This is a genomic window from Paraphotobacterium marinum (genome assembly GCF_002216855.1).
Taxonomy (GTDB): Bacteria; Pseudomonadota; Gammaproteobacteria; order Enterobacterales; family Vibrionaceae; genus Paraphotobacterium; species Paraphotobacterium marinum.
The window spans coordinates 1,357,374-1,383,438 of record NZ_CP022355.1 but is presented as its reverse complement, the minus strand read 5'-3'; the positions used below and the strand labels follow the sequence as shown (position 1 = coordinate 1,383,438).

25 protein-coding genes and 2 pseudogenes are annotated in these 26,065 nt (G+C 28.9%); 20 read left to right on the top strand and 7 right to left on the bottom strand.

The window, feature by feature from the left end:
• The first annotated feature begins 151 nt into the window (after positions 1-151).
• The 11 genes and pseudogenes from manA (at position 152) to CF386_RS07075 (ending at position 9,490) form a co-directional block, all read left to right on the top strand.
• Complete coding sequence (manA, locus tag CF386_RS07125) at positions 152-1,357, top strand: mannose-6-phosphate isomerase, class I (RefSeq protein ID WP_089073783.1); 1,206 nt, start codon at positions 152-154, stop codon at positions 1,355-1,357.
• Positions 1,357-1,883, top strand: a pseudogene (locus tag CF386_RS07120) (elongation factor P hydroxylase). Before manA ends, CF386_RS07120 begins: the two are co-directional and overlap by 1 nt.
• Before the next feature lie 11 nt (positions 1,884-1,894).
• Positions 1,895-2,242 (top strand): annotated as a pseudogene (locus tag CF386_RS07115) (YibL family ribosome-associated protein); the annotation flags it as partial.
• 21 nt (positions 2,243-2,263) lie between these two features.
• Complete coding sequence (locus tag CF386_RS07110) at positions 2,264-3,073, top strand: SIR2 family protein (RefSeq protein WP_089073688.1); 810 nt, start codon at positions 2,264-2,266, stop codon at positions 3,071-3,073.
• Positions 3,074-3,133: 60 nt separating this feature from the next.
• Positions 3,134-3,520, top strand: coding sequence for a hypothetical protein (locus tag CF386_RS07105; protein ID WP_089073687.1), 387 nt, complete (start codon positions 3,134-3,136; stop codon positions 3,518-3,520).
• Between the two features lie 596 nt (positions 3,521-4,116).
• Positions 4,117-5,223 carry a calcium:proton antiporter gene (locus CF386_RS07100; RefSeq protein WP_089073686.1) on the top strand — a complete coding sequence of 369 codons (1,107 nt, stop codon included), beginning with the start codon at positions 4,117-4,119 and terminating at the stop codon, positions 5,221-5,223.
• 260 nt (positions 5,224-5,483) lie between these two features.
• Positions 5,484-5,681 carry an acyloxyacyl hydrolase gene (locus CF386_RS13675; RefSeq protein ID WP_225971755.1) on the top strand — a complete coding sequence of 66 codons (198 nt, stop codon included), beginning with the start codon at positions 5,484-5,486 and terminating at the stop codon, positions 5,679-5,681.
• Positions 5,682-5,819: 138 nt separating this feature from the next.
• A complete protein-coding gene (dbpA, locus tag CF386_RS07090) occupies positions 5,820-7,202 on the top strand; it encodes an ATP-dependent RNA helicase DbpA (RefSeq protein WP_089073684.1) in 1,383 nt (460 codons plus the stop codon).
• A gap of 235 nt (positions 7,203-7,437) precedes the next feature.
• Complete coding sequence (locus CF386_RS07085; protein ID WP_089073683.1) at positions 7,438-7,953, top strand: DUF2165 family protein; 516 nt, start codon at positions 7,438-7,440, stop codon at positions 7,951-7,953.
• 196 nt (positions 7,954-8,149) lie between these two features.
• The gene (locus tag CF386_RS07080; RefSeq protein WP_089073682.1) at positions 8,150-8,953 is read left to right on the top strand and encodes a hypothetical protein; all 804 of its coding nucleotides are present in this window, start codon (positions 8,150-8,152) and stop codon (positions 8,951-8,953) included.
• 141 nt (positions 8,954-9,094) lie between these two features.
• Complete coding sequence (locus tag CF386_RS07075) at positions 9,095-9,490, top strand: VOC family protein (protein ID WP_089073681.1); 396 nt, start codon at positions 9,095-9,097, stop codon at positions 9,488-9,490.
• A gap of 6 nt (positions 9,491-9,496) precedes the next feature.
• On the opposite strand, the gene CF386_RS07070 is transcribed toward CF386_RS07075, so the two are convergent.
• A complete protein-coding gene (locus CF386_RS07070; protein ID WP_089073680.1) occupies positions 9,497-9,760 on the bottom strand; it encodes a hypothetical protein in 264 nt (87 codons plus the stop codon).
• A gap of 89 nt (positions 9,761-9,849) precedes the next feature.
• Complete coding sequence (ccmA, locus tag CF386_RS07065) at positions 9,850-10,470, bottom strand: heme ABC exporter ATP-binding protein CcmA (RefSeq protein ID WP_089073679.1); 621 nt, start codon at positions 10,468-10,470, stop codon at positions 9,850-9,852.
• A 286-nt stretch (positions 10,471-10,756) separates the two neighbouring features.
• Between ccmA and ccmC the strand changes: the two genes are divergently transcribed.
• The 8 genes from ccmC to CF386_RS07025 all read left to right on the top strand — a co-directional run bounded on the left by ccmC (position 10,757) and on the right by CF386_RS07025 (position 19,426).
• On the top strand, positions 10,757-11,494 hold the full coding sequence (gene ccmC, locus CF386_RS07060; protein ID WP_089073678.1) for a heme ABC transporter permease CcmC: 738 nt from the start codon (positions 10,757-10,759) through the stop codon (positions 11,492-11,494).
• The gene (locus CF386_RS07055) at positions 11,491-11,706 is read left to right on the top strand and encodes a hypothetical protein (protein ID WP_089073677.1); all 216 of its coding nucleotides are present in this window, start codon (positions 11,491-11,493) and stop codon (positions 11,704-11,706) included. The genes ccmC and CF386_RS07055 overlap by 4 nt, the downstream gene beginning before the upstream one ends.
• A complete protein-coding gene (ccmE, locus tag CF386_RS07050; protein ID WP_089073676.1) occupies positions 11,693-12,097 on the top strand; it encodes a cytochrome c maturation protein CcmE in 405 nt (134 codons plus the stop codon). Before CF386_RS07055 ends, ccmE begins: the two co-directional genes overlap by 14 nt.
• Before the next feature lie 18 nt (positions 12,098-12,115).
• Positions 12,116-14,014 (top strand): heme lyase CcmF/NrfE family subunit, encoded by a 1,899-nt coding sequence (locus tag CF386_RS07045; RefSeq protein WP_158522326.1) that lies wholly within the window; start codon positions 12,116-12,118, stop codon positions 14,012-14,014.
• Complete coding sequence (locus CF386_RS07040) at positions 14,011-14,502, top strand: cytochrome c-type biogenesis protein (RefSeq protein ID WP_089073674.1); 492 nt, start codon at positions 14,011-14,013, stop codon at positions 14,500-14,502. Before CF386_RS07045 ends, CF386_RS07040 begins: the two co-directional genes overlap by 4 nt.
• Complete coding sequence (locus CF386_RS07035) at positions 14,489-15,004, top strand: tetratricopeptide repeat protein (RefSeq protein WP_089073673.1); 516 nt, start codon at positions 14,489-14,491, stop codon at positions 15,002-15,004. The genes CF386_RS07040 and CF386_RS07035 overlap by 14 nt, the downstream gene beginning before the upstream one ends.
• Before the next feature lie 18 nt (positions 15,005-15,022).
• On the top strand, positions 15,023-15,697 hold the full coding sequence (locus tag CF386_RS07030) for a heme exporter protein CcmB (RefSeq protein WP_089073672.1): 675 nt from the start codon (positions 15,023-15,025) through the stop codon (positions 15,695-15,697).
• Positions 15,698-15,787: 90 nt separating this feature from the next.
• Complete coding sequence (locus CF386_RS07025) at positions 15,788-19,426, top strand: fibronectin type III domain-containing protein (protein WP_089073671.1); 3,639 nt, start codon at positions 15,788-15,790, stop codon at positions 19,424-19,426.
• Between the two features lie 84 nt (positions 19,427-19,510).
• Here the strand turns inward: CF386_RS07025 and CF386_RS07020 are convergent, their stop codons facing one another.
• The 3 genes from CF386_RS07020 to CF386_RS13075 all read right to left on the bottom strand — a co-directional run bounded on the left by CF386_RS07020 (position 19,511) and on the right by CF386_RS13075 (position 21,642).
• Positions 19,511-20,791 carry an MFS transporter gene (locus CF386_RS07020; RefSeq protein ID WP_089073670.1) on the bottom strand — a complete coding sequence of 427 codons (1,281 nt, stop codon included), beginning with the start codon at positions 20,789-20,791 and terminating at the stop codon, positions 19,511-19,513.
• Between the two features lie 274 nt (positions 20,792-21,065).
• A complete protein-coding gene (locus CF386_RS13080) occupies positions 21,066-21,302 on the bottom strand; it encodes a helix-turn-helix domain-containing protein (protein WP_264080463.1) in 237 nt (78 codons plus the stop codon).
• A 22-nt stretch (positions 21,303-21,324) separates the two neighbouring features.
• On the bottom strand, positions 21,325-21,642 hold the full coding sequence (locus CF386_RS13075; protein WP_225971700.1) for a cupin domain-containing protein: 318 nt from the start codon (positions 21,640-21,642) through the stop codon (positions 21,325-21,327).
• 238 nt (positions 21,643-21,880) lie between these two features.
• Between CF386_RS13075 and CF386_RS07010 the strand changes: the two genes are divergently transcribed.
• A complete protein-coding gene (locus CF386_RS07010) occupies positions 21,881-22,795 on the top strand; it encodes a phytanoyl-CoA dioxygenase family protein (protein ID WP_089073669.1) in 915 nt (304 codons plus the stop codon).
• Between the two features lie 103 nt (positions 22,796-22,898).
• On the opposite strand, the gene CF386_RS07005 is transcribed toward CF386_RS07010, so the two are convergent.
• On the bottom strand, positions 22,899-25,058 hold the full coding sequence (locus CF386_RS07005; protein WP_089073668.1) for a PEP/pyruvate-binding domain-containing protein: 2,160 nt from the start codon (positions 25,056-25,058) through the stop codon (positions 22,899-22,901).
• Positions 25,045-25,551 (bottom strand): pyridoxamine 5'-phosphate oxidase family protein, encoded by a 507-nt coding sequence (locus CF386_RS07000; protein ID WP_089073667.1) that lies wholly within the window; start codon positions 25,549-25,551, stop codon positions 25,045-25,047. The genes CF386_RS07005 and CF386_RS07000 overlap by 14 nt, the downstream gene beginning before the upstream one ends.
• Between the last annotated feature and the right edge of the window lie 514 nt (positions 25,552-26,065).

Genomic DNA, 26,065 nt, shown 5'->3' with positions numbered 1-26,065 from the left:
TTAAATTGATTATAATCTTGAATCCTTCATTCTGAATGAATAAAGGTACATGCTGAGTAATTTTTTAGAGTGAATTAACATACTTATTAGGATTTATCTTTTTATTGACAATATCGCGATAGAAATGGATGAAAAAATTGGGAATATAAATATGACACAAAATATGATTTCTTTTTATTTGATGAAAAATGAAATTAAAAATTATGAATGGGGTAGTGTAACATCTATACAAGAACTATTTGAAATTGATAATTGCGAGGCAAAACCCCAAGCTGAAATTTGGATGGGTAGTCATGAGAATGGAAGTTCTTTTATTATAACTAATAATAAAGAGCAGTCTTTACGTGAATTTATCAAAACAAACCCAAAAGAAATTTTAGGCGAAAGGACATCAAAAAGTTTTAATAAACAACTACCGTATTTGTTTAAGGTGCTCGCTGCACAAAAAGCCCTTTCTATTCAAGTGCATCCCTCTAAAGAATCTGCCGAACAAGGCTACCATAAAGAGGAATTAAAAGGCATAAAATTGGATGATTATTATAGAAATTATAAAGATCCCAATCATAAACCAGAATTAGTTTATGCTTTAACAGATTTTGAAGCTTTAAACGGATTTATATCATATTTGGATGTGTTTAATAATTTTCAAGCACTTCAATTTGAAGAGTTTGAGCAGTATCTTTCAGACTTTTCTAAGAAATTGAATGAAAATGGTTTAAAAGTATTTATTTCAAACCTACTAAATTTAGAAGACTCTTTGAAACGAAGTGTCTGCGAAAAATTAGTTGTGTTAGCTAAAAGTCCATCTAAAAGTAACGATCAAAAGTATAAATTAATAAGGTTATTTTCTGAAAGTTTTAGTGATGATATCGGCCTGTTTGCACCGTTATTTTTGAATATTGTTAAACTTAAACCGGGCGAGGCAATGTTTCTCGAAGCTGGAAGACCACATGCTTATTTATACGGAACAGCACTAGAAATAATGGCAAACTCTGATAATGTGTTAAGAGCTGGGCTTACGCCTAAAAATATAGATGTTGGAGAGCTTGTTGATAACACAACATTTGTACCAACACTTTTAGATAATTTAAGAGTTAAACCAAATCAAAATGCATGCGAAGAAAAGTTTGAAGTACCTGTTAATGATTTTAAATTCTCAATATTCACCAAGCCCAAATCAAAATTAATTTCTACGAATAGTGCTGAGATTATTTTCGCAGTCGATAAAGCTTGTACTTTAATCGATGAAAAGGGCTGTTCAATAAGTTTTGATAAAGGTGAGTCGGTTTTTATTCCTGCTTTTGTAAAACAGTACAATATCGTTTCAGATGGTATTGTTGCTAGGGCTTTTAATTAATGCACTCATATACAGATTTGATTAATATTTTTAATCATTTGTTTAAAAAATCTTTTAATACTATATTAGTAGCAGGAGAAAATGAACCTATTTACCTGCCGACGACTAAAGATTGTCAATTTAATCAAATCGTATTTGCAAACTTTTTTTTTCATCAGCATTGCACGAAATAAGTCATTGGTGTATTGCGGGCAATGAAAGAAGAAAGTTAGTTGATTATGGTTACTGGTATGTTGAAGAGAGTCGCTCTCAGTCAGAGCAGCATCAATTTGAAAAAGTTGAAGTAAATCCTCAAGCGCTTGAGTGGATTTTCTCAGAATGTGCGGGATATAAATTTAAAGTCAGTTGTGATAATTTTAATCCTGATGTTATAATTGATAGAGTAAGCTTTAAGAAAAATATACTGCATCAAGTTAAAGAATATTTAGATAATGGAATAAACTCAAGAGCTTTTATGTTTGCCAATGAGCTTTGTAAGTTTTATGGCAAACAATTTCCCGTATGGGCAGATTTTAATAAGATTTAAAGAATGAACTTAAAAAAGAAATACAAAACTTAAAAAACAGAAAAGATAAAATAAAACATAAGCTTGAAACAGCATTCAGCCGTAATGATAAAGATTTAATTGAACGTTTTCAATCTGAGATAAATGATATTGAAAAAAAACTTACAAATCTATTGTATGAATTAGATAAAGATCTTGTTAAAAAAATTAGTCAGTTAGAAAAATTATCATTTAGCAGGGTGCTAACCAAAGAAGAACAAGCAGATATTGGTAAGTTGAAAAAGTCAGTTAAGGGACTGGTAGTTGTTCATCCTTTGACATCTATTGGAAAAAAAATTGGGGTACAAGAGGTTACTGGTTTCGCAAAAAAAAGATTTTAATATTGTTAGGATTATTTGATAATGCACGATCAATTAATTAATGCATACAAAGAAGGTAATTTAATTTTATTCATTGGTGCAGGTATATCTAGGAACATGGATGTCCCAGACTGGAATAGTTTAATAGATAAGATTGCCTTAGAGATGGGTTTTGATCCAGATGAATTTAAATCATATGGTACTCATTGGGACTTAGCCGAATACTATCGTATTAAAACCGGAAGTATTGGTCCCTTAAGGAGCTGGATGGATAGAGAATGGCACTCCAATGCAAAAGAGATATCATCAAGTAAAATTCACGAACTTATTGTTAACTCTGCATTTAACATTATTTATACTACTAATTATGATCGTTGGTTGGAGATTGCCTTTCAATATTACAATAAACCATACACAAAAATCTGTTCTGTTGCTGACTTAACTCAATTAAAAGAAAATGTTACGCAAATTATTAAATTTCATGGTGACTTTGATGATGACGATTCAATTGTTTTAGATGCCACTAGTTATTATGAAAGATTAGAATTTGAAACACCACTAGATATTAAACTTCGATCAGATTTGTTAGGTAAGTCGGTATTGTTTATAGGGTATGGGTTGAGTGATATAAACTTAAGAATTTTATTTTATAAGCTTACAAAATTATGGAAAAAAAATAATTATGCAACGACACAACCCAAATCTTATATATTCATGCATAAGCCTAATCCTGTGCAAAAATTAGTATTTGAACAATGGGGAATTAGTGTTATTACTCCTGAAGAGGAAAGTGACTCACCTAAAGAAGCTACTGAAAAATTCTTAACCAAATTAAATAAAAAATTATCTTAGGAATATTTTTTTCTAGATAAAAATTTTTTGATTATTTGTTCATTTTAGATGAGGGATAAAGTGGAATACGAGTATAATAAAAACAATAATAATTTTAATAAAAAACATATTTTAGATGTTGAATGGCTGTATTTTTTTGAAAATAAAGAAATTATTTTATTTGAAATAAAACGACTGGATATTGAACCAAAAGCAAGCAAATCTGATAAGTATTTTTGGTTGATTTTTTATAAAGAAATTAGTGATATTATTAGATTAAGTTTTGTTTCTGCAAGTACAACACCAATTGATCAAAAACGTGATTTTGCTGAAGGCGAACTTGTTTTCGATGAATCAAAAGCTATATTTAAAACTCCCCAAAAAACACACAGTTTAAAAAGAAGTTCTCCAAAAATCTCGGAAGATTTAGCATTAAATATAAGAAACAATATATTTAATCAAAATTAAGCTTTTAGGTTAGTTGAATTGCATAAAATATCATTCAATAACCTCATCTAGTTTAAAAAATATTTATTGATTTTACAGTTTTAAATCTTTCTTTAATCTCACACTTTCAGAATGAAAGTGCTCTAATATATTGATTTCATAAACTTTATTTCTGACATTTAATTTTTTACAATTCAAATTATTCTTTTTCTGTTGGCAACTATTCAAACCTCGGCAGTTATTTCAACAAATGTACTTCTTGGTTTTATAGGGCTGATAGCACCTCATATTATTATATTAAACCTATAGTTCAATTTATGCTTGTGTTTTTTAGGAGTAATTTTGGGAGTGTTTTCAGAATGTTTATCAAGGTAATTATTTTACCCAGCAGAAATTCCTGCAGGTTTAATTACTCCAATTATTGGAACCCTATATTTTATTTGGGCTATTGTTAAACAGAGAGTTGAATGAATTCAAGAAAAATAATACTAAATATATTGGTAAAGTTGGCACACTAAGAATAATTTGGTATAAAACAATTGTATTAGATAAAGTACTTTTTAATATATTATATTTTTTGATAAAAGATTAATTGATTTCTAAGGAAAGGTTAAATTATGGTATTTAATAAATCTAAACTGTTGAATGAATTAGGTTTAATTCTCGCAATTATTGTTTACATCATCCTAAATTTTGGTTTTCAAAACTTTACTCCCTCAAATTTAAATAACTTTGCAGTACTTTTATCTACTTTTTTTATTTTTATTATAATGTTGTATTGTGCATTTAATATCGTTCGACATGCAGACTGGCTAGCAGAAAAGTTTGGTGAACCATACGGTACTCTAATTCTTACACTGTCAGTGATTTCGATAGAAGTTGCACTAATTATTACTATGATGTTCATAGGTAAAGGAGATCCCACTCTTGCCAGAGATACTATGTTTGCCGTGATTATGATTGCGATTAATGGATTTGCTGGTTTAAGCTTGCTTACTGGAGGTCTAAAACATAAACAGCAATTATTCAATATAGAAGGTGCAAGTGCATATCTTGCTGTTTTAATTCCTTTAATTACTATTTGTTTAATATTACCAAATTACACAAAATCAACATCGGAAGGTACTTTTTCATCGGCTCAATCTTTTTTGGTCATTGGTGTAAGCATTGTCCTTTATGTTACATTCTTAATTAAACAAACAATAACACATAAGGATTATTTTAAATTTTCAATTGAAATTGAAGAAGAAAAGCCGCATGATGATGAACCGGCTATTAAAACATTTTATCATATTATTGCTTTAGTAATTGGTTTAATAGTGATGATCCTTTTATCAAAAAACTTATCATTATTTTTGGATTTCAGTATAGAGAGAGTAGGCTTGCCGAGTAAATTAGGTGGTTTTTTGGTTGCATTACTTGTTTTAGCTCCAGAAGGTGTTTGTGCTATTCAGTCTGCTTACAGAGATCAGTTACAGCGCTCAATAAACTTGTGTATGGGATCAGCTGTAGCAACTATTTGTTTAACCGTGCCTGCTGTTCTAATTATTAGCCAAATTATGAATCAATCTCTTATCTTGGGTATGGAAAACACTTCTATGGTTATTATGATTTTAACCTTTTTGATAAGCATGATAACTTTCAGCGCAAAGAAAACAAATGCTTTGTATGGTATGGTATTGTTAAGTACATTTGCCATTTATTTTTCAATGTTATTTGACTAAATATAAATTCAAACGAAAAATCTTTTAAAAATTCTAAGGACTTTTAATGCATCTTATATATTACTTTAATGCACTATAACTTTATTGTAAACAAAAAATCTCATCCCAAAATTAAAGAAATTAAGTCTCATAAATAAAAGACTAATCAGGTTTATATTACTTAAAAACAATATGAATCAGTCAGATTTCATTTTACAATTTTTAACAACATAAACAGGAAAATGATGAGATATTTAACCTGGATATATTAGTCAAAAAACATTGGTGAACGATATTTGGGAATGCGCTTTACATTCAGAGACACAATTGGTTTAGGAACTAATATAAATGATGACTGGAAGGTAAGTTTGTCTTTTATTCACTATTCCCACTTGTGTGAGTGCATTAATCAGGGAATAAATGCACATGTTGAGTTGGGGGGTTACTTATATTTTTTAATATTTAGTTTAATTGTTTAATTAAACTTTGAATCAGTAGATTTAATTAACTAATATATTCAAATTGAGTTATAAATTTTGTTGTTTAAATTTTACATTGTGATAGAGTTCATAAATTTTACAATTGAGTGAAAATGTCTAAAATGAGGAGTTATAACTTTGAACAATCAAAATAATTTGTTTTCTGAAATAGAATTAAAACAAGAACTTTTGCAAGGATTGGGGGACCTCAATTATGTAAAAATGACTGATGTTCAAAAACAAAGTATTCCATATATTCTTCAAAAGAAAGATGTTATTGTTGAAGCTCAGACTGGTTCTGGTAAAACAGCAGCATTTGGTTTAGGGTTATTAAATCAATTAGATGTTAAAGTTTTTCGGTTACAGTCACTTATTTTATGTCCAACAAGGGAGCTAGCTGACCAAGTTGCAAATGAATTAAGAAAGTTAGCAAAAAAAATACACAATGTAAAAATATTAACTATCTGTGGGGGGATGCCTTACGGTCCTCAAATTTCTTCACTAAAGCATGGGGCGCATGTGATCGTCGGAACACCAGGAAGAGTTCATGACCATTTACTTAAACAAAGGATTAACTTTTCAAACATCCAAAGCTTTATTTTAGATGAAGCTGATAGAATGTTGGAGATGGGCTTTAAAGATACAATTGATGATTTAATAGAAAAGTTGCCTGATAGACGTCAGAATTTATTGTTTAGTGCGACATATCCAAAAGAAATTTCAGAAATATCAAATCATATTATGAAAGAACCTATTTTTATTAAAGTAAAGTCCACCTCAAGCAAGACCAATATAACTCAAAAATTTTATAAAGCTAAAAATGATGAAGATAAGATATCACTTATTTCTTCTCTGCTTTCTACTCATAAGCCTGAAAGCTGTATTATTTTTTGTAATACAAAAAAGCGAGTTAAACAATTAGAAGAATTAATAAAAAAAGAGGGTTTCACAACTAAGTCTTTACATGGTGATTTAGAACAAAAAGACAGAAACCAAGTTTTAGTTCAATTTTTAAATAAAAGTGTTACAGTTTTAATTGCAACGGATGTTGCTGCAAGAGGTATAGACGTTAATAACTTAGACTTGGTTATAAATTTTGACTTACCTTTTGATAGTTCTGTCTACACGCATCGAATAGGCCGTACTGGAAGAGCTGGAAATAATGGGTTAGCTTGTTCTTTAATATCTGATAATGATTTACAAAAAATTATTTTTCTTGAAGATCTTTTGGGCATCACTATTGATTTTCTAGAGAATGATTTTTCAAAGTTTGATGTCTATAAACCTAAATTTAATACAGTACAAATCAATGCTGGAAAAAAACAAAAAATACGTGCTGGTGACATCCTTGGTGCTTTGACTAATCATCCAGATATTAGAGGTGAAGATATAGGTCTAATAAATATTTTTGATAATACTTCATATGTTGCAATTAAGTTGTCTAAGTCTAATAAAGCTATAAAAAAAATTACTACGGATAAACTCAAAGGACGATCATTTAGAGCGCGTCTAATTAGATAAGAGTTTATCTATTGGATTAATTGCAACTTTGTTAATTATTTTGAAGATTAATGAATACATTGTGTATATTAAACTTACAGCATAATCATTAACCATATTCAATCTTTTTTTATATCATTAATGTTAGAGATACAAAAGTTTTACTCATGCTCTTCAGTGGTTTAGTTTGGGTAATCCGCTTTTTAACTTTCCATACTATAATTAGTTTAAGTTAATAATTAGTAAGTTAGTTTTTATGTTGATACTTAAATTTGTACATGCGCTATCAAAAGCTTTGATTGCTTTTTTTGTTGGTTTTTTTTGTTTAATTGTTGGTTATGGAAATATAATTGATTATGAAACTAATTTTGCCTTTGTACAGCATGTGCTTTCAATGGATGATATGGAACCTTTTTTTGATGGCAAGAATATTATTCACAGAGCTATAACTTCTCCATTATGGCATCATATTTTATACAACCTTATTATATTATTTGAGATAATTGCAGGAATTTTATGTGTAATTGGTGCCATTATTATGTTTTTTAATGTCAACAAAAACAATTTTTCCTTAGGACAAGCTTTCTTTATTGGAGGCGCAACTGTTGCTATTGCGGTATGGTATTTTGGTTTTGCGGTAGTTGGTGGTGAGTGGTTCGCAATGTGGGCTAATAAATGGAATGGGCAGATGAAGGCTTATACATTTTCATTATTTATTATGCTCTCTGTAATATATATATTAATACCTACACCAAAAAACTTACAGAGTTAACATGAATAATGATCAATGATATTTGGGATATCACTATGGTGGGTGCTTGGTTATACTGTTTTGATTAGTGATTAGTGATTAGTGATTAGTGATTAGTGATTAGGCTTGAGCAAATCTCTATAATATTCTGTAATTTTTTAAAATAATTACATGCTAAAATTGTTGGTTTTATTTTAAATTTATATAGAAAATTAATATGTATGAAGTTAAATGTTTATTAGATTATTCCGTTAAACTTGCTTATATAGGCCATGTAGATAACGTTATAGAAGGGATATTGCCTGAAAAACTTAAAAATAAGAGGTTTTTAGCAAGTGATTTTGATTATGGCTTTGAATTAGCCTCTCCACAGGGTGCATATAATTTGGGTGACTGTATTATGTTAAATGGTACAATGTACTCTAGCAGAACAGATCAAACCCGAACCGAAAGAGATCCCTTGATGTGGGGGCCTGAGTTTGTTACATCTGGTTTATTTGTTGTACCCAAAAACACCCCAGTTACACATTTGGTTAATTACTTTTCTTTTGATAAAGGGGACTCTCTGTGTGATTTGTATCAAAAAATATATGAATCTGTAAATGGACCATTCGCTGCTGTAGGCTGTATTGAACTGGCTAAAATAAGGGCAGAATCAATTACCAGAGCACCCATTGATAATGAAAATATTTTCCACAATATATCAGATTATTATCAAGAAAATGAATATAATGACGAACATGTTAGCGTAGCTATTCATTCGGTAGTTAGTAACATGCAAAATAATGAATTAAGAGAAATAAACCATAAACTTTCATCAGTATTGTATTATCGACCAGATAGTAAATATGAAAAACTTTTATCACATACTCATGCTCTAAAGTTATCGAAACCTATTTTAAATATTGAGGATATCAAGCCAAGGCATGCGGAAGAAGTTTTGCACCTCATGGATGATTCTATTGTTCGATATGTTAATTTAAAAATATATAAGATTGGTGATTTAGAGGAGATTAGCTAGTATCATTAACACATAGAATAGTTACGTTGTAGTGAAAGGTTGAAATAAACAATAAAAGTCTTAACTTAATTTATTATTTTAAACTTGAATATTAGAGTTTTTTGAAATAAATTCATTAATATTTTTTATATAGGAGGTTATATGTTTAGTCATGTTTTCGTTGGTACTGACGATTTAAATAAATCTCGATATTTTTATGATACAGTTATGCCAATTTTGGGATATGGGAAGTGTGAATACGATACCACAAAAAAAAGGTTATTATATATATCCATTGATGGTGTATTTGGAGTTACTTTACCTATAGATGGAAAACCTGCTTCGGTGGGTAATGGTATGACGATTGGGTTTAAAGCACAAAAAACAGAAGATGTTGATGAATGGTACTCTAAGGGAATATCTTCTGGAGGTCAGGATTGCGAGGACCCACCAGGTATAAGAATTGGAGCTAAGGGAATGAGAATGTATTTAGCATATTTAAGAGATCCATCTGGTAATAAGATTTGTGCAACTTGTTTTAATGTTCCACAAAAATAAATATGTCTAAATTATGTTATTTTTTATATGTTTAGATAAAATATTTATTGAAGTATTACATAATTTATTAGGCTTATTACTTAAACAAAGCCCCGAGTCAACAAATTTAGCAAGACGATCCATTGCAGCTAAGCACTCGTTGTTATTCATCATTTTCTTATTACAGTTCAGTCCTGTTTTGATATCTTGATTTATTACGTTTGATTTATCTTTACACGATGTTAATGTTAATATTATTAAAATTGTAATAATTAATTTATAACTTCTCATTTAATTTCACCATTTGACTAAAATTTAAAATTGATACTTTACACAACAAAAAAATATTTCTTTTAAAAAAAATATAAAATATAGGCTTTTTAATCATATTTTAAATTCAAATACTTGATTCTTTTTCTATGTTTTTCTGATGAGTTTGCATGGGAAATAAAAATAACAATACTATTGGAAGCCAAATGATCAAAAATATGATCTTCAACCTTTTGTATAATTTTTTTGTCTAAGGCAGTAAAAGGTTCATCTAATAAATATAATTTAGCATTAGATAAAAATACACGAGCCAAAGCTACTCTTTGCTTTAATCCTTGAGATAATTGTGAACTGTAATAATTCACGTAGTCTTCTAACTCTAACACTTTTAAAGTTTCATTGATGTGACTGTTACATGCGTTAGTATTGTGGAGCGTTATGTTTTCAATAACACTTAAGTTTTTTTTTATTGCTATGCTGTGACCCAAATAGCTTATTTTTTTTCTATAACCAGAAAGTTCACTTTTATCTTTAAAGATATCTTTACCGTTCCAAAATATTTCATTTTGTGTAAAAGATTTTAAAGTAGCTATTTTTCTAATTAATGTTGTTTTACCTATACCATTTTCACCACTAATTTTTAAAATATCTTTATTTTTTAGCTCTATTTTTAAAAAATTTTTAAAGTTTATGTTTAATGTATTATCTTCAGCAACTTTTTGAACATCCATGCTCCAAATCCATACTTTTCATAAAAATAAATAAATTTTAAATAATAAGTTTTCATTATTGAATGATAAATAGAATAATTTTAAATAATTTGCGATCAGTATTTGAAAAACAATATAAATGATTTTGCTATTTTTGCTTGTTCAGCTTACGTTCAGCTTTTACAAACTAATTTACTTAATTAAGCTATTTTCTTAAAAATTAAGTGAAATAAAAATAATAAAAATAATAAAAATAATAAAAATAATAAAAATAATAAATGGATATATTAAAGGATAAGGAAAATTTATGAAGAAATTTGTTGTCAAGTTTCTATCGCTTGATGTTGTGTATTATTTAGCGAAGAAAAATGAATGTTTATTGATGATGGCATCGATATGTTTGATTGGTTTAGGCTTGTTTTGGGGTTTATTTATTGCCCCGACAGATTATCAACAAGGCGACTCTTATCGAATTATGTTTATTCATGTCCCTTGTGCAATACTTTCTCTTTTTACGTATTTAATTCTTGGTATCAACTCTTTTATTTTTTTGGTATGGAAATTTAAAATAAACGATTTAGTTAATAAATCTCTGTTACCGTTAGGAATATTATTCACTGTGATAACCTTAATCACAGGAAGCATATGGGGGAAACCAACTTGGGGTACTTATTGGATATGGGATGCTCGCCTCACTTCTGAACTTATTCTCTTGTTCATATATCTAGGTATTTTTGCTATAAGATTAGCATTTAAAAGTCAGAAGCTTGAATCGAAAGTTGCTAGTTATTTTACTCTAATTGGCCTTATTGATTTGCCTATTATTCATTATTCTGTTTACTGGTGGAACAGTATTCATCAGGGAGCAACTTTATCTTTAATTAGTCACAAAAATATTGATCTTCATATGTTGTGGCCACTACTTATGATGTTACTGGGTATTTTTTGTTATTTTGTATGGGCCTTATCCATACGAATTCGTATAGAAATAATAAGAAGCAAATTAAATACTAATTGGATGAGAGTAAATAAGGAAAATTTATGAAACAATACCTTCTAAATATTTTTGAAATGCACGGGATGGGTGATTATGTTTGGTCTGCCTATTCAGTTTTTATAATAGGTTTTTTCTTTTTTATTCTTGTTAATTTTTTAATTTTAAAAAAGTTAAGAACAGTTGATAAAACAGTTCTTAATAAAGGTGAAAAGGACTCAAGTAAAATCAGAACAAGAGTTGGACATTATGAATCAAGTTAAAAAAAGAACAATTTATTATATATTAAGTATTATTTTAACTATCGGGTTCGGACTAGCTAGCGTTCTGTATGCATTAAGATACAGTATAGACTTATATTACACTCCAAAACAAGTTTATGATCTTAACGTACCAAATAATAAAAAAATAATGCTTGGGGGATTTGTTAAAAATCATTCTATCCATAGATACTCTAATAGTCTTGAAATATCCTTTTGGGTAACTGATTTTCATAAAAAAATAAAAGTAATTTATAGTGGTTTACTACCGTCGTTATTCAGAGAAAAACAAGGTGTAATAGCTAAAGGTTACCTAACCCCAGAGCATGTATTTATTGCGCAAGAAATTTTAGCCAAACATGATGAAAATTATCACCCACCAACATTGAATTAGCATAGGAAGATGACTTTAATGATTTTATTTGCAAATTATACATTAGCATTTGCGTTAGCATTATCGCTACTTCAAATTGTGTTAAGTGTTATGAGTGTTAAGAAGAATTATGACTTTTTATCAATTATGAAAAGGTGTGTATTATCTCAGACAATTTTGATTTTATCTAACTTTTTTTTATTGATTTATTGTTTTGTTTCTGATGATAGATCAGTGGCTTACGTAGCCTATCACTCTTCATTAGACTTGCCAGTATTTTTTAAAGTTTGTGCGTTGTGGAGTGCTCATGAAGGATCTCTTTTGCTATGGATTTTAATTCAAACTATTTGGATGAGTTGTTTCGCATACTTTTTTCAAACAAAGCATCATTACTTCAAAGTTACAGTGTTAGGGGTTATGGCATTTATAAATATATTTTTTTACGTGTTTATTTTATTTATAAGTAATCCTTGGCTATATAATAATAATGTGATACATGGCTCACTGACGCCAGTATTACAAGATTACGGATTATCAATTCATCCACCAATCTTATATTTTGGATATGTAGGTACGATTGTTATTTTTTCCGCTGCAATCTCTATATTGCTCAATCCCAAGTGGAAAGATGTTTGGAATAAAAGAGCAATAAATTGGGTAATAATTCCATGGATATTTTTAACTTTAGGAATAATACTTGGGAGTTGGTGGGCTTACCGTGAGTTAGGGTGGGGAGGATGGTGGTTTTGGGATCCTGTTGAAAATGCATCTTTTTTACCATGGATCTCAATGACTGCATTGATTCATTTGTTTAGGGTTAAGAAAAACAATTTTGATTTATGGATTATATTTCTATCACTTATAACATTTGCTTTATCTTTAATAGGTACTTTTCTAGTAAGATCTGGTGCTCTCATATCTGTTCACTCTTTTGCAAATAGTCATCAAACAGCAAATTACATTTTATTTATGATCTCTATAATTATTGGTCTTTCTTATTTATTATTTTTCATAAGAGGGAAAAAGTTTTCAATCAATATTCCTTTGATTATGAATAAGCGAAACTTATTTTTGTTATCAAGCAGTGGTATTTTATTTTTAAGCATTTTAATTATTTTAATAGGTACAACTTTTCCAATTTTGGCAAGAGCTTTAAATTATGGGGAAGTAGTTGTAGGTGCACCTTATTTTGATATTGTATTTAAACCTTTATTAATTATTGCTCTCATTTTAATGAACTTTTATTTTGTAATTGTTCGAAAGTTACGAGTTAAAGATTGTATCTTGGTTTATTCAATATCTATTTTTGTAGCATTAATTTTGGCTATAATCATAGACCTAGAATCGATTAGTTTATTTTTTCTTCTAAATTTATCAGTTTTACTTATTTTCAATATTGTTAATATTAATTCTTTAATATTTCAATCCAAACTGAACCAAAAACAATGTACAAATGTCTCAATGCATATTGCACATCTTGGAGTATCCGTTTCAATTATTGCTGCTGTTTTATCCCTTACCCTCCAAAAGGAAATTGATCTTCCAATGAAAATAGGTAATGAGGTGAAAATTTCGGGTTATAAAATAAAATTTAATCAAGTAGATACGTTTCACAAAGACAATTACCAAGTTTTACAAGCCAGATTTGGTATTTTAAATAAAAATAATGATGTCCTTGATAATTTGTACCCTTCCCAAAAATTCTTTGCAACTGCCAAAACCGTCATGTCACAGGCCGATATTAGTACTAATGTCTTTAGGGATATTTATATTGTATTTGGTCAACAAATATCAAAGGGTACATGGGCAATTAAAATTTATTATAAACCGTTTATTCGCTGGATTTGGGTAGGTGGATTTTTAATAATTTTTTCTGGATTAATGACTCTTTTTAAGAGCATGAGAAATATAAGTATAAGAAGAGAGGTTAGAGTATGAAATATTTATTATTAACTCCCTTATTGGTGTGTATTGCTATTATTTCAATTTTTTTTCATGGCTCCAATGGAAATAGACAACTTCCTAATAAAGAACAATTAAATATTCTTACGAATAATGTCAAAGTTAGTGAAGAATTATATTTGAAAAGCAAATTATCACAGCAAGATTTTCATCGATTTAATTATCTCACATCTATCTTGAGATGTCCTATTTGTGCAAATGAGACTGTTTTAGAAGCACCTTCAAAACTTGCATTATTTATCAGAGTTGAAATTTTACAAATGATTAACGAGCATAAAAACAACAGATATATTTTAAATAAACTTGTCGATCAGTTTGGTAATAGTATTTTACTTTTACCACCACGCTCAGATAACTATCTGTTATTGTGGCTTTTACCATTACTTTTAGTTGCACTGTCACTATTTGTTTTTTTAAGATTTATTTTTAACAATAGAGAAAGGAGGTTGAATGGACATAAATAGTTATTGGCAGAGCATACTTATAGGTTTATTTGTTTTCGTATGCATTACTGGCTTTATATTAATTCCCGCAGGATTCAAAGTTAGATTTGAAAATGATAATTTTTTTTCCACTCAAACTAAAGTGATTTTTTTATTTGTTATCATAATAAGCTTAGCCATTGTTAGTTTTGGTTTATTAAAAACACAAATTGATAATGCGCCATCATTTACAAAGGAAAAAAAGCAACCAAATCATCTTGACGTTAATCGGCAGATCCCCAATTTAAGTAATTTAATAATTCAATTAAAACAGGTCTTAAAAAAAAATCCTTCTTCTAAAGGTTGGTTTTTATTAGGAGAAGCTTATTTAAGCGAGCATCAATACACAAAATCACTTGAGTCTTTTTCTCATGCTCTTAATCTGAGTGATGGCTTCTCTGATAAATCTTATCAGAGGAGAATAAAGGATAAAATCCATACATTACAGAATATGATCCAAAAAAATAAATTAAAGTATCATTAATAAACAAGTGAGGTTAAAGTGTTATACGGAAAACAATTTAAAAAAATATTAAAGCTTGAATTATATGATTATTGTCGATATCCAGGACAATGGATGAATTCAATTTTATTTTTTACATTAATTGTTATCATGTTTCCATTAATGACATCTGTACAAAATTCTATTTTGATTCATTTCATACCAGCAATATTTGGTTTAATTTCTTCGTTATCTGTAATTTTATCTCTGAACTATTTATTTAATAGTGATTATGAAGATGGGACTTTAGACTTATATTTACTATCTTTTGGGAGTTTAAGGCCTTATGTGGCTGTAAAATTGATTACTCATTGGATGATATTTTGTTTACCTATTCTTGTTATCTCACCTATATTATTTGTTTTATATAATATTGAATATCATCTTATTGGTATTATTCTATTAAGCTTATTATTTTCTACCACAATATTACTAATCTTAGGAGCTTTGATTAGCGGTTTAATTTTAAGTATTAAAAATCAAGGACTACTTTTAATTCTTCTCATACTTCCAATCTTTGCACCCGTTCTAATTTTTTGTTCAGGAACAATCAATGCTGCTTTGACAAATGATAATTATTTAGCTCCCTTGTTATTCTTGTTCAGTATTTTAATGTTTACAATCATAACTGTCCCAAGCATTACAAGTTTTTTTCTTAAAGTATCTTTAAATTAAAAAATAAATATTACAAGGAGGTGATGTTTCTTTAAAAATATATTTTACAAAAAATAACTATTAACATTTCGATATTCAAGGACTTATATTATGAAAAGAAAATTGATGTTTTATTTTGTGGTCTTAATATTACCACAGTTGGGAATAACGTCATATGCTGATGTTCTTATGCTTGGAGCAGAAAAGAATCCTCAGGGCAATTATTCTCTCCTACAAAAATATTCAACGTCTAATTTACAGAATCAAGATCATCTATCAGCAAATAACATTACATTTGAAATAGATAATTATACAGGAACATTCCAAAGTGATTTAAATGAGGGCAACCCTAGATTTATTATTTATGCATGGAGTATACCATTTCATCAGAATTTAAATGCTACAGTTACTTATAAATATTCTGATGGCGCACCAATTCAATGTACTTATACGATTAAACCTGAAAATTTTAATAACTATTCAAACAGACTAACCGATACGTGGGGTTTTGATTACGCTGGAATATCTAGACCATTAACAATATCTCGTTATAGTTTAACCAATGACGATTTCCCATATGATACGAATCATTTTTTTACTAATTCTTGTACTGGTAATTTGAGAGATATGAAAAATGGAAGTATTACGATAAGTTTATCTGGTCAACAAGATTTATTTATTCATCCATCAACTTTGACAGGAAACCCTCTTATAAACCCTCATTTATATAACGAAGTATATGATGGAAATATATCAAGAGTAGAGTTACCTTTTGTTTCCCCGAACTCTAAAGTTACTGCTGATTCTAAAAGTTACGATAAAGATATCGCACCAATTTTGTGCTCATCACAATCAAGCAATACATGGCGCTGTCCGACCAAAATCACATTACCAGATCCAAAAAGGGACTTGGTAAGAGAAGAGAAAATTTTTAGTGATTATTATCAGCAGAAAGGATTTGGATCGTGCGGCTCTTGTCATGTTGGAGGTGGACTAGATCTTGCATTACTTGGGTTCAGTGATGCTGACATTGGAAGAAGAGCAAGTGATCCACATATAGAGGGTCATGATATTGTTGACGGAAGCTTCAACCCACAAATAGATGGTAAGAAAGAAACTGACGCAGATATTAAAAAAGATATCATAGATTACATTAGTAGACTTCGGGAAAAGCAGGGTATAACTGAACCAGGGCAATTAATTGATCCAGCTAGATTCAGAGCCTTCCAGCCTAGATTTTTAGTTTTAGGTACAAATGATAATTTGCATACAATTTGTTATCCTGGTTTGAATAGTTGTAATAATACTGCCACGGGATTAATCACTGAAAATACATCAACTACAACTGACCCATTAACTGGTGCTCAACTTGATCAAACGGCGGAACAGTTAACTAGAGATCTAACTTTTGGCGCATATTTATCGGGACAAACTTTTAATTTTCCAGCAAATGGCGGAAATTATACAATCGATATAAGTAAAGACGAACCTGCAGCTCAAATCTCTCATGGTCTAATGATAATGAACCCAACCGAATTATCAAATGATTCAATCATTAACCTTCAGACTAAAGCAAAACAAATGGCTAATCAACTTTTAAAGGTTGATGCGCAGTTATTAAGAAACCCGATTCCTAATCCTAGATGGGGAGAAGATGATTTCTTTTGGCAAAATAAACAATTTATTTCCAATGATCCAGCAATAAATCCATCATTTAATAAAATGTTACCATTTTTGCCAATGATGAATAATAATATGGCTGATTGGACACAATTACAAACGTCTTTTACTAATGAACCTTCACTTAATAATCTATGGAATCTCTATAACTCTTTAAATTATTCTGTAACTGATAAATACATGAATGAGTTACTTCCCGTTGGGTCCTATTCAAATTCATTTAGTCAATTATCAGCATTTAACTTTATGAATATGGTTTCGGAGGCACAGTTATTATCAACTTGGATGTTAGCAGATCACTCTGAATTGATGCCGTCACCTACATCAGACCAAGTTCATAGTAGTCAGCAAGATGCAGAAAATGATGTGCATTACGATTCAATCAGTAAAAACACAGCTTTATATAGGAATTTAACAGTAACAAGAATACCAATGTGGCGTGTTGGTTCTTATTTAGTTCAGAACGGATCTCAACATCCATTTGATTATTCTTTTGGTAATTCAGGTAAAATTTGTACGGGTGAGGACCCAGGTGATGATTGTTATATGAGTTTCCCAACTTACGTTTATGATCACACACTCAAAAATACAAGCGATGAATCAACAGAACTTCCTCATAACAATTCCATAATGGAGGCTGACTGGCAATTCATTGGAAGACTTGCAGACCCATCATATAATACTTTTGCAGCAAGTAATGCAGAAACTACAGGAGATTATGCAAATAAATTAATTAGTAAAGCTCATAATAATGCATACCCTATAGCTGCAGCATTTTATACTGTAACTAAACCATTTGTTGATCGTGCTGAAAATAAAAATTACCAGTTTGATATTGCAAACACCTCCACGGGTCAGGGGATATGGGCTAGTAACAGAGTATATGCTATCTGGGAACATAACTATCAAATACCAAACTTTTGGGTCATCAATTCTGCAAACAAATATGTACATATGTCCAATTGGTGTGAAAATGAATATCCTGTAGGAATTGATGGGGTTACTCAGCAGTCTCAACAAAATATTTGTACTTACGCGAACAATCTGGTTGTAAATACTTATAAAATGGCTTTATTAAATACCTTGTCTGAGCTTCAGCAGTCAAGTTCTGCGAGAGTGTTTGATCGAAAACAAACATATGGAAGTATGTTAGAAATGTATGGTGTTTTGTATGATTATTTTGTAACACAGAAAATGTCATCACCAACTTTTAACAATACCACATCAGTAAGATATGTTAGCGATCAAGATATGCAAAATTTCAAACAAGTTATTACTGAAATTCATGATCTTTTAGCCGCTAAAAATTCAGATGGCACCTACAAGATACCTAATGAACTTACTCCAAAACTTAGTAGTAGTAATGGAGGCGGTAATTTAATAGCTTATTCTCCTGAATTAACAGATACAGTTGATAACTCTGGCCTTATTTGCGTAGATGGAAAGTCTGGTTTTCAGTGCATGAAAAGTAATTTAGATAGTTCAATATCGAATACCTTTTCAGATGTTGATCCAAATTCTCCGACACCTCCAAGCGGAAACTGTAATCCTCCTGTAGTCAATAGTAAGACTGTAAACGAAAAAGGAGATGTTGTTTTATCTTGGAATCAGGATAAAGATGCAAATTCCTTTACAGTATATAGTTATAATGGTACGAGTATACTTCAAAACAAAAATGTTACGTCATTTACTGATACTTCAACCGAGGGGAAAAATCCTCCTTTTTCTTACTATCTACAAACAATGTGTAATAATGGTAGCGATTCAGAAAAGGAAGTGGTTAATGTAAACAGTTCACCAACGCCGCCGGTAACTGTATGTAACCCACCTAACGTGAATCAAAACTATATTAATGCAAATGGAGATGTTGTTTTATCTTGGGGACAGGATAACAATGCTATTTCGTATAAGGTTTATAATTACAACGGCAAGGATACTCTTCAACATAGTAATGCAACCTCATATACAGATACTTCAACAGAAGGAAAAAACCCTCCATTTTCTTATCAATTACAAACAATATGTAATGGAAAGCAATCAGGATTGGAGCAAATAAATATAAATAATTAAAGCCAAAGCAATAACAAAAAAAGCAACTTATAAGTTGCTTTTTTTATTGAATCTACTTATGTTTTTTCTGAATATATTATTTCCTTAACTTATAATATTATTTTTTATTTTAATTTGTGTAGCAACGAGTAACGCAGCTATTATAGGTATTAATAAGAGGAATAGAGTAGGGATGAATTGATTATTAGTCTGAAAATGATTCAAAATAAACTTAATAATAGCACCAAAAAGAATAGGAAAAATAAAACCTGATAAACCTATAATAGTATTTATGAATGCAAAAATAATTCCGTGATGTTCTTCTTCATGCGTTGATTTTGCAATAGAAAATGTTATCAGCATCGATACTGTAAAAAACCCTAAAATAAAGAATATTCCAGGTAATAAAAATGTGTTTAAGGATAATAATGCAGATAAAGGTACACATGCAAAAACTATTAATGCTAAAAAACCATTTAAGATTAAATAAGTTTTCTGGCTTTTAAAATAATTAATCAAAATTCCGTGTAATGGCGCACCAATCCCGACACCTATAAATATAAAACTACTTATATAAGCTGCATCTGTTTTTGTAATGTTAAATGAATCAGTTAGAAAAATAATATCATATAGTTCTGCAAATGTGCTCATGATTGTGCCAACAATAATTCCGGCATATAATGCTAAGAGCCAAATATTTTTGTCTTTCAATAAAACTATTAAAAACTTTATGCTTTGATTTTTTTTATTCTCTGACAATTTCACTTTAACTTTTTTGTTATTTTTTAAAAAAAATAAAATAATAAAGGACCAAGTGAGTCCAAATATAAAAATATAATGAATAGCACCTTGCCAACCGTCAATTTTGATAAGGTAAGTAATAAGTGTCTGTCCAAGTAGACCTCCAATAACACCTATCATTTGAGTTATTCCTAAAAATAAGGAGAACCTATTTTCAGGAAGCCATATTGATGCTGTTTTTAAAGCACCAATAAACGCAAATGCTGATCCAATTCCAATAAAAACTCTACCAATCAAAATTGCAGATAAGTAGGGCGCAAGCATCATAAATAAGCCTATTGTTACAACTAGACATGCTGCAAATAACGTTATTTTTAAGCCAAATCTATCTATAAGATAACCTGCTGGAATTTGAGATATAGCATAAACAGGAAAATAAATACTCATTATATTTGCAACATCAATATAACTAACGCCAATTTGTTTAGCTATTGGTTCAATTAATACACTTGGTATTGTATGTTGCAAGTAATCTAATCCATAAAAAATGGAGGCTATCATCCACATCAACATGCCAAAAAAATACAATTTATTTATATTATTTTTATCATTATTTTTTAGGTTGAGTGATTTATCTGCATTCATGATTGTTCCTTGTTTTTATTAACTTTATTAAAGCATCATAATATTAATTTTATTAGTTTTTAAGATATATTTATTAAAATGTATTTAATAACTATTATTAGTTGGGTTATAGAATATTATAGGTTACTTTAAAACAAAGCTAAATATTGGTGTACATTACCTATTTTATGTTAAATAGCGAATTATGTTAAAAACACAGGGAAGAGTGGCCATTACAATACCTTATTTAACATAATATACATTATGCGAATAGTTTGGTTTGAAGAAGTTGTTGTTATTTTCTTTTATACTTATACCTAAAATCCTTTGGTGATATAAATTTGTATTTTTTAAAGAGACGATTAAAGTTAGATTGATTGTTAAATCCACAACTTTGAATAATTATGTCTATAGGTCTATCAGTCCGAATCAATAAAGAACAAACTTTTCCTATTCTAACCTGATTTATATAATTACTAATTGTTTGCCCCATATTCTTTTTAAAAAATCTGGTTAAAGTGCTATTACTCATACAGACTTTTTCAGCCAAATCATTAATAGTAATTGATTATGACTTGTTCTATCCAGCTTTGATTAAACCAAAGGACATATACTTTATGTGGCTTATTATGGTCGTATCTATTATACGAATGCCATGTATGTGGGATATTAGGTCCTAATAAAGTTAAATCGAAGTTTGAATAATCTGTAATACTATCATTAACATATCGTTGACCATGACTATTTAAAGTTAAGGTTAATTCGTATTGTGGATGAAAGTGCCACTTAAATGGAATTGATTCTAAGTTTCTAATTTTTAATTTACAAGAGCTATTAAGTTCGTATTGTAAATTCTCAAAAAAGATATGCATGTTTATTTCTTTATTGTGTTGCTAAATCTATTAAGAAAATTATAGTACCATAGATTAATATTTTTTTATCACAAGTATGATCTTAATTATCTAAATAGTTCGGCTGTAATTATTGAATTATATTTATTTTTAGACAATTGAGCTAATAGTACTGATATTTGATTTTTTTAAAATAACTTTTCCAAAAAATTTCAATAATAATAAATAAAAATAAATTAAAATATAAATTGAGGTTAATATGAGAAATAATATTTTAAATAATAAGAGTACTCCCCTTCAAGAAATAAATAAGTCACTACCATTGAGAATTTTAACTGAAAAGCAATTTGCTTTTTGGAAGCATAACGGTTACGTTATTATACCTAAAGTGATTGATCAATCTACAATAAATAAAACTGAAAAATTTTTGTGGGAATATCAAGAGATGGATCCTAATGATGAATCTACTTGGACTCAAGCTCAACGTCATCATTATGGAATGACTGAATTAAATAATTTAGGTATGGTGGAATGTTATAACAACCAAATACTTTGGGATAATAGACAAAACCCATCTATATATAATGCATTTGTAGATATTTGGGACCAAGAAAAACTTTGGGTAACTATCGACCGTGCAAATTTAAATCCACCAAATAAAGAAAACAGAGCTCATAAAGGTTTTATTCATTGGGATGTCGATACATCGTTACCATCTCTTCCAGTTAATGTACAAGGTATTTTAGCATTATCGGATACCAATGAAAATATAGGGGGATTTCAATGTGTACCAAAGCTATATCGTGAATTGGAATCATGGCGAAAAGAACAACCCATTGATAGAGATCCTTATAAACCTGATTTAAAAGGTTTTGACGTTGAATTTATTTCAATGAAGGCTGGTGACCTATTGATATTTAATAGTTTATTACCTCATGGAATTAGACCAAATATCTCTAATAAAGTGCGTTTAGCACAGTATATCGCTATGATGCCAGCTAAAGAAAATGATATAGCTACTAGATATATTAGAATAAAATCCTGGAAAAAAAGAATTGCTCCAGATGGACTTGCTTTTTCTAAAGATCCTCGTAATTGGGAGCAGACAAAATATCCAAGAGCAGAGTTAAATAGTCTTGGAAAAAAATTATTGGGAATACAAAGATGGGATTAAATAATTTATTAATTGCATGCGATATTTCTAAATAACTTTATAACTTTCATCAATGTCTATTTCATGGTATTGATTTTTTAGTATTTGTATTAAAAAATTAGCTTTACAGTATTTTTCTATCATTACCATGGTTAATTACTAAACCTACATCACCGTCAATTGTTAGGTAGTCTCCATTGTTTATAAAACTATCTAATTTATGGACTCCTGTTACACATGGAATCTTTAGTTCTCGGGCAATAATAACACCATGAATTAGCATTCCTCCCCTTTGCTCAATAACGCCGTTACAAAACGGTATGATCTGTGTCATGGTTGGATCTATTGCTTCACAAACAATAATCTCACCAACTTGAAACTTTTTTAAATCTTCAAAGTTCTCAATTATTCTTGCATAACCATGATTTAAACCAGCAACAGCTGGCTGCCCTCTTAGCTGTCGACCAACAATTATTTCATTATTTTTAGTCTCAGATTTCTTTTTATTATTAGTAGTTGATGGAACTAGAGAATTTCCCTGATATTTATACATGTCAGATATCGCATTTTCAAAAATTTCACTTTTTTTATTTTGATATCTCAATTTAATTTCATTAAATGCACTAATTAATTGGCTTTCTATCTTAGATAGTAATAAGTTATCATCATCTCTAATTTGCCAACTTAATCTTCCTACTTTCAGCAATTTATATGCTTCATCAAAGTTATTAGCAAGTCTGAAGTAATTTCTTAGAAGGTCTTTATTTATTTTTGATATGGAAAACTTTTCAGGGTTTTCTTTATAATTAAGTAATATTTTTAGTATGATATCATCTCTGTCAGTCCATCTTTCATGTTCAAAGGATATATCGAAATAGTCTTCCTTTAGCTTTATGTAAGAGAGATAAAAAATATTAAATTTATTCTTGAATTCTGCTATGTATTTATTATTTAACCTTTTAGATTTAGAGCATAAAAATTCTTTTATTAATTCAGACAAATCAGAGTCAATCAAAAGACTTAATTTATAAATAGAGCTTCTCCTGTAGGAAGATATCCTTGGTTTCGATTCTAAGAGGTTAATAAATTCGTAAAAGTCTCTTGGTTTAATTATTTCAGAATAATAAGTTGCAAACTCTCTAACACCATGAGCAAAAGGAATTAGTTTTTTTATGTATAAAATTCTCCATTTTTCTATTGTCTTAATCCTCCTATAAAATTCTCTCACAAGATCATTATCATTGCATTTAGATAAATCAATACTAGAAAAAAGTTCACCAGTTTTTTTTAAGTCTGGAATTATAATAGTTCTTATTTCATCGTAGAGTTTGAATAACTCACCACGTTTAAGGGTGAGTGTAAGATACCAAGATCTTTTTGTTTCTTCGGACATGCAAGATAAATCAATGATTTCGGATTTTTCATTTGTTAACTTATTTTGAATTGTTATAGGCCTAGCTTGTACTACATAAATTTGTTCGTCTTTTATTACCCACTCAATATCCATGGGAATTTTAAATTTTTGTTCAATATAATTAAATAATTTAATGTGTTTTTTTAATAATGAACAAATATTTTGAATATAATTACTATCATAAACTGAGCTATCATAATAAATACCATTACTTGTAATGTTCATGTTTTTTTTATCAAAATACAATGTTATTATATTTTGTTTTTGAAAATCACCTCCAGGACATACTTCTACAATCATAGTATTAGTTCCGTTATGATTTGGATTTGTAGTGAATGTAACTCCTGAATAATGAGATATTATTTGCTCTTGTATAATTATTGACATAAAACTTTTTTCAACATCTAGATTAAGCTCGTCTTTAAAAAGTAATGTTTTATCAGACCATAAAGAACTGTAGACTTTGATAATTGCATTTTTAATATCCTCTAAATTAAGACAATTGCTGATTGACTCGAAAATTCCAGCAAAACTTAATTTATCAGAATCCTCACATTCAGATGAAGATCTTACAATTATAGGAAAATTAATCTTGTTTTGGGATATTAATTTATCAAGTTTAATTTGTGTTGAATTGGATATATTACTATTTAAAAATAGGTTTTTAATTCTAAAGGCGCAATCCCATTTCTCTTCCCACCTAAGAAAACTAAATGATTTTCGGTAAACTTCATAGTTTATTTTATTTTTCAGATGATTTTCGTTGATGAAATCCCAATAATATTTTGATGATAAAATCATAAATTTTGGCACATTAATTTTTTGATCATTCTCAAGATAGAGTAAATTTTTTGCTTTATTTCCTATCATTTACATTGATACTCACTTGTTGGACCTCATGAACTTTCGTAACAAAAAAAATTTCTTTAATTTGTATCTTTAGAGTAACACATGCTTTTGAAGTACATAATTCATTTAAATATGGATATTTGTCTGTAATCAGTTGCTTTATGTATGCTACTTTTGAAATATTTTTAATTATATTTACTGCACCTTGAATGCATACTGTGTTTATGTGAATAAAATTTTCAGATATATCCCTATTGTCGACAAAAAATGATACTTTATTGTTTGATTCAATATATTGAAATTTTCTAGTGTAATGCGATGTCACAAAAAAAACACTATTTGCCCTTTCATCAAAAATAAAAGCAACAAGTGTTGAATAAGGATTGTTATTAAAAGATGTCGTCAGGACACCAAATTCTTGGTTTTTAATTAGATCAATAAATTTTAAATGATCTACTTTTTTGGGAAACTCAAATTTATGTTCATTGATCAGATTATATTTTTTTTTATCCATTGGCGTTAATTCCAAAAGGTATACATTATTGAGTATAAAACAAATTATTATTAACGCACTATCCTCTAATATAAAATATAAAGTCTTTATTTAAAAAAATCATAAACAAAAGTCATAGCAAAAGATACAGAGATGTAAGTATTAATATATTAATAAAAATTAACAATGAGATTAGCTTGAAAAAACTCATAATAAATTCCTTTTACAGTTAAACAAAATCAACAATAAGTAATGAATTTAGAAAAAACAATAAAAATAGTTTTTCTAATGATTAAGGGAATTACAAATAAGTTATATTTTTTAAAACATGGATAAAGCTATTCAGGTAAGAATTCGAGCAAAGATAATTCATTTTTATAAAGTCCTTTTTAATGTTCAATTTTTTTATTTTTATAATTAAACATATCTTATAAAAATTTATTTAGTATGTCCAACTCCTCATATTCATAACACTAAAATTAACATAAGTCACAAATATAACTATTTTGTATAGCATGCAATGTTTTTACATAGC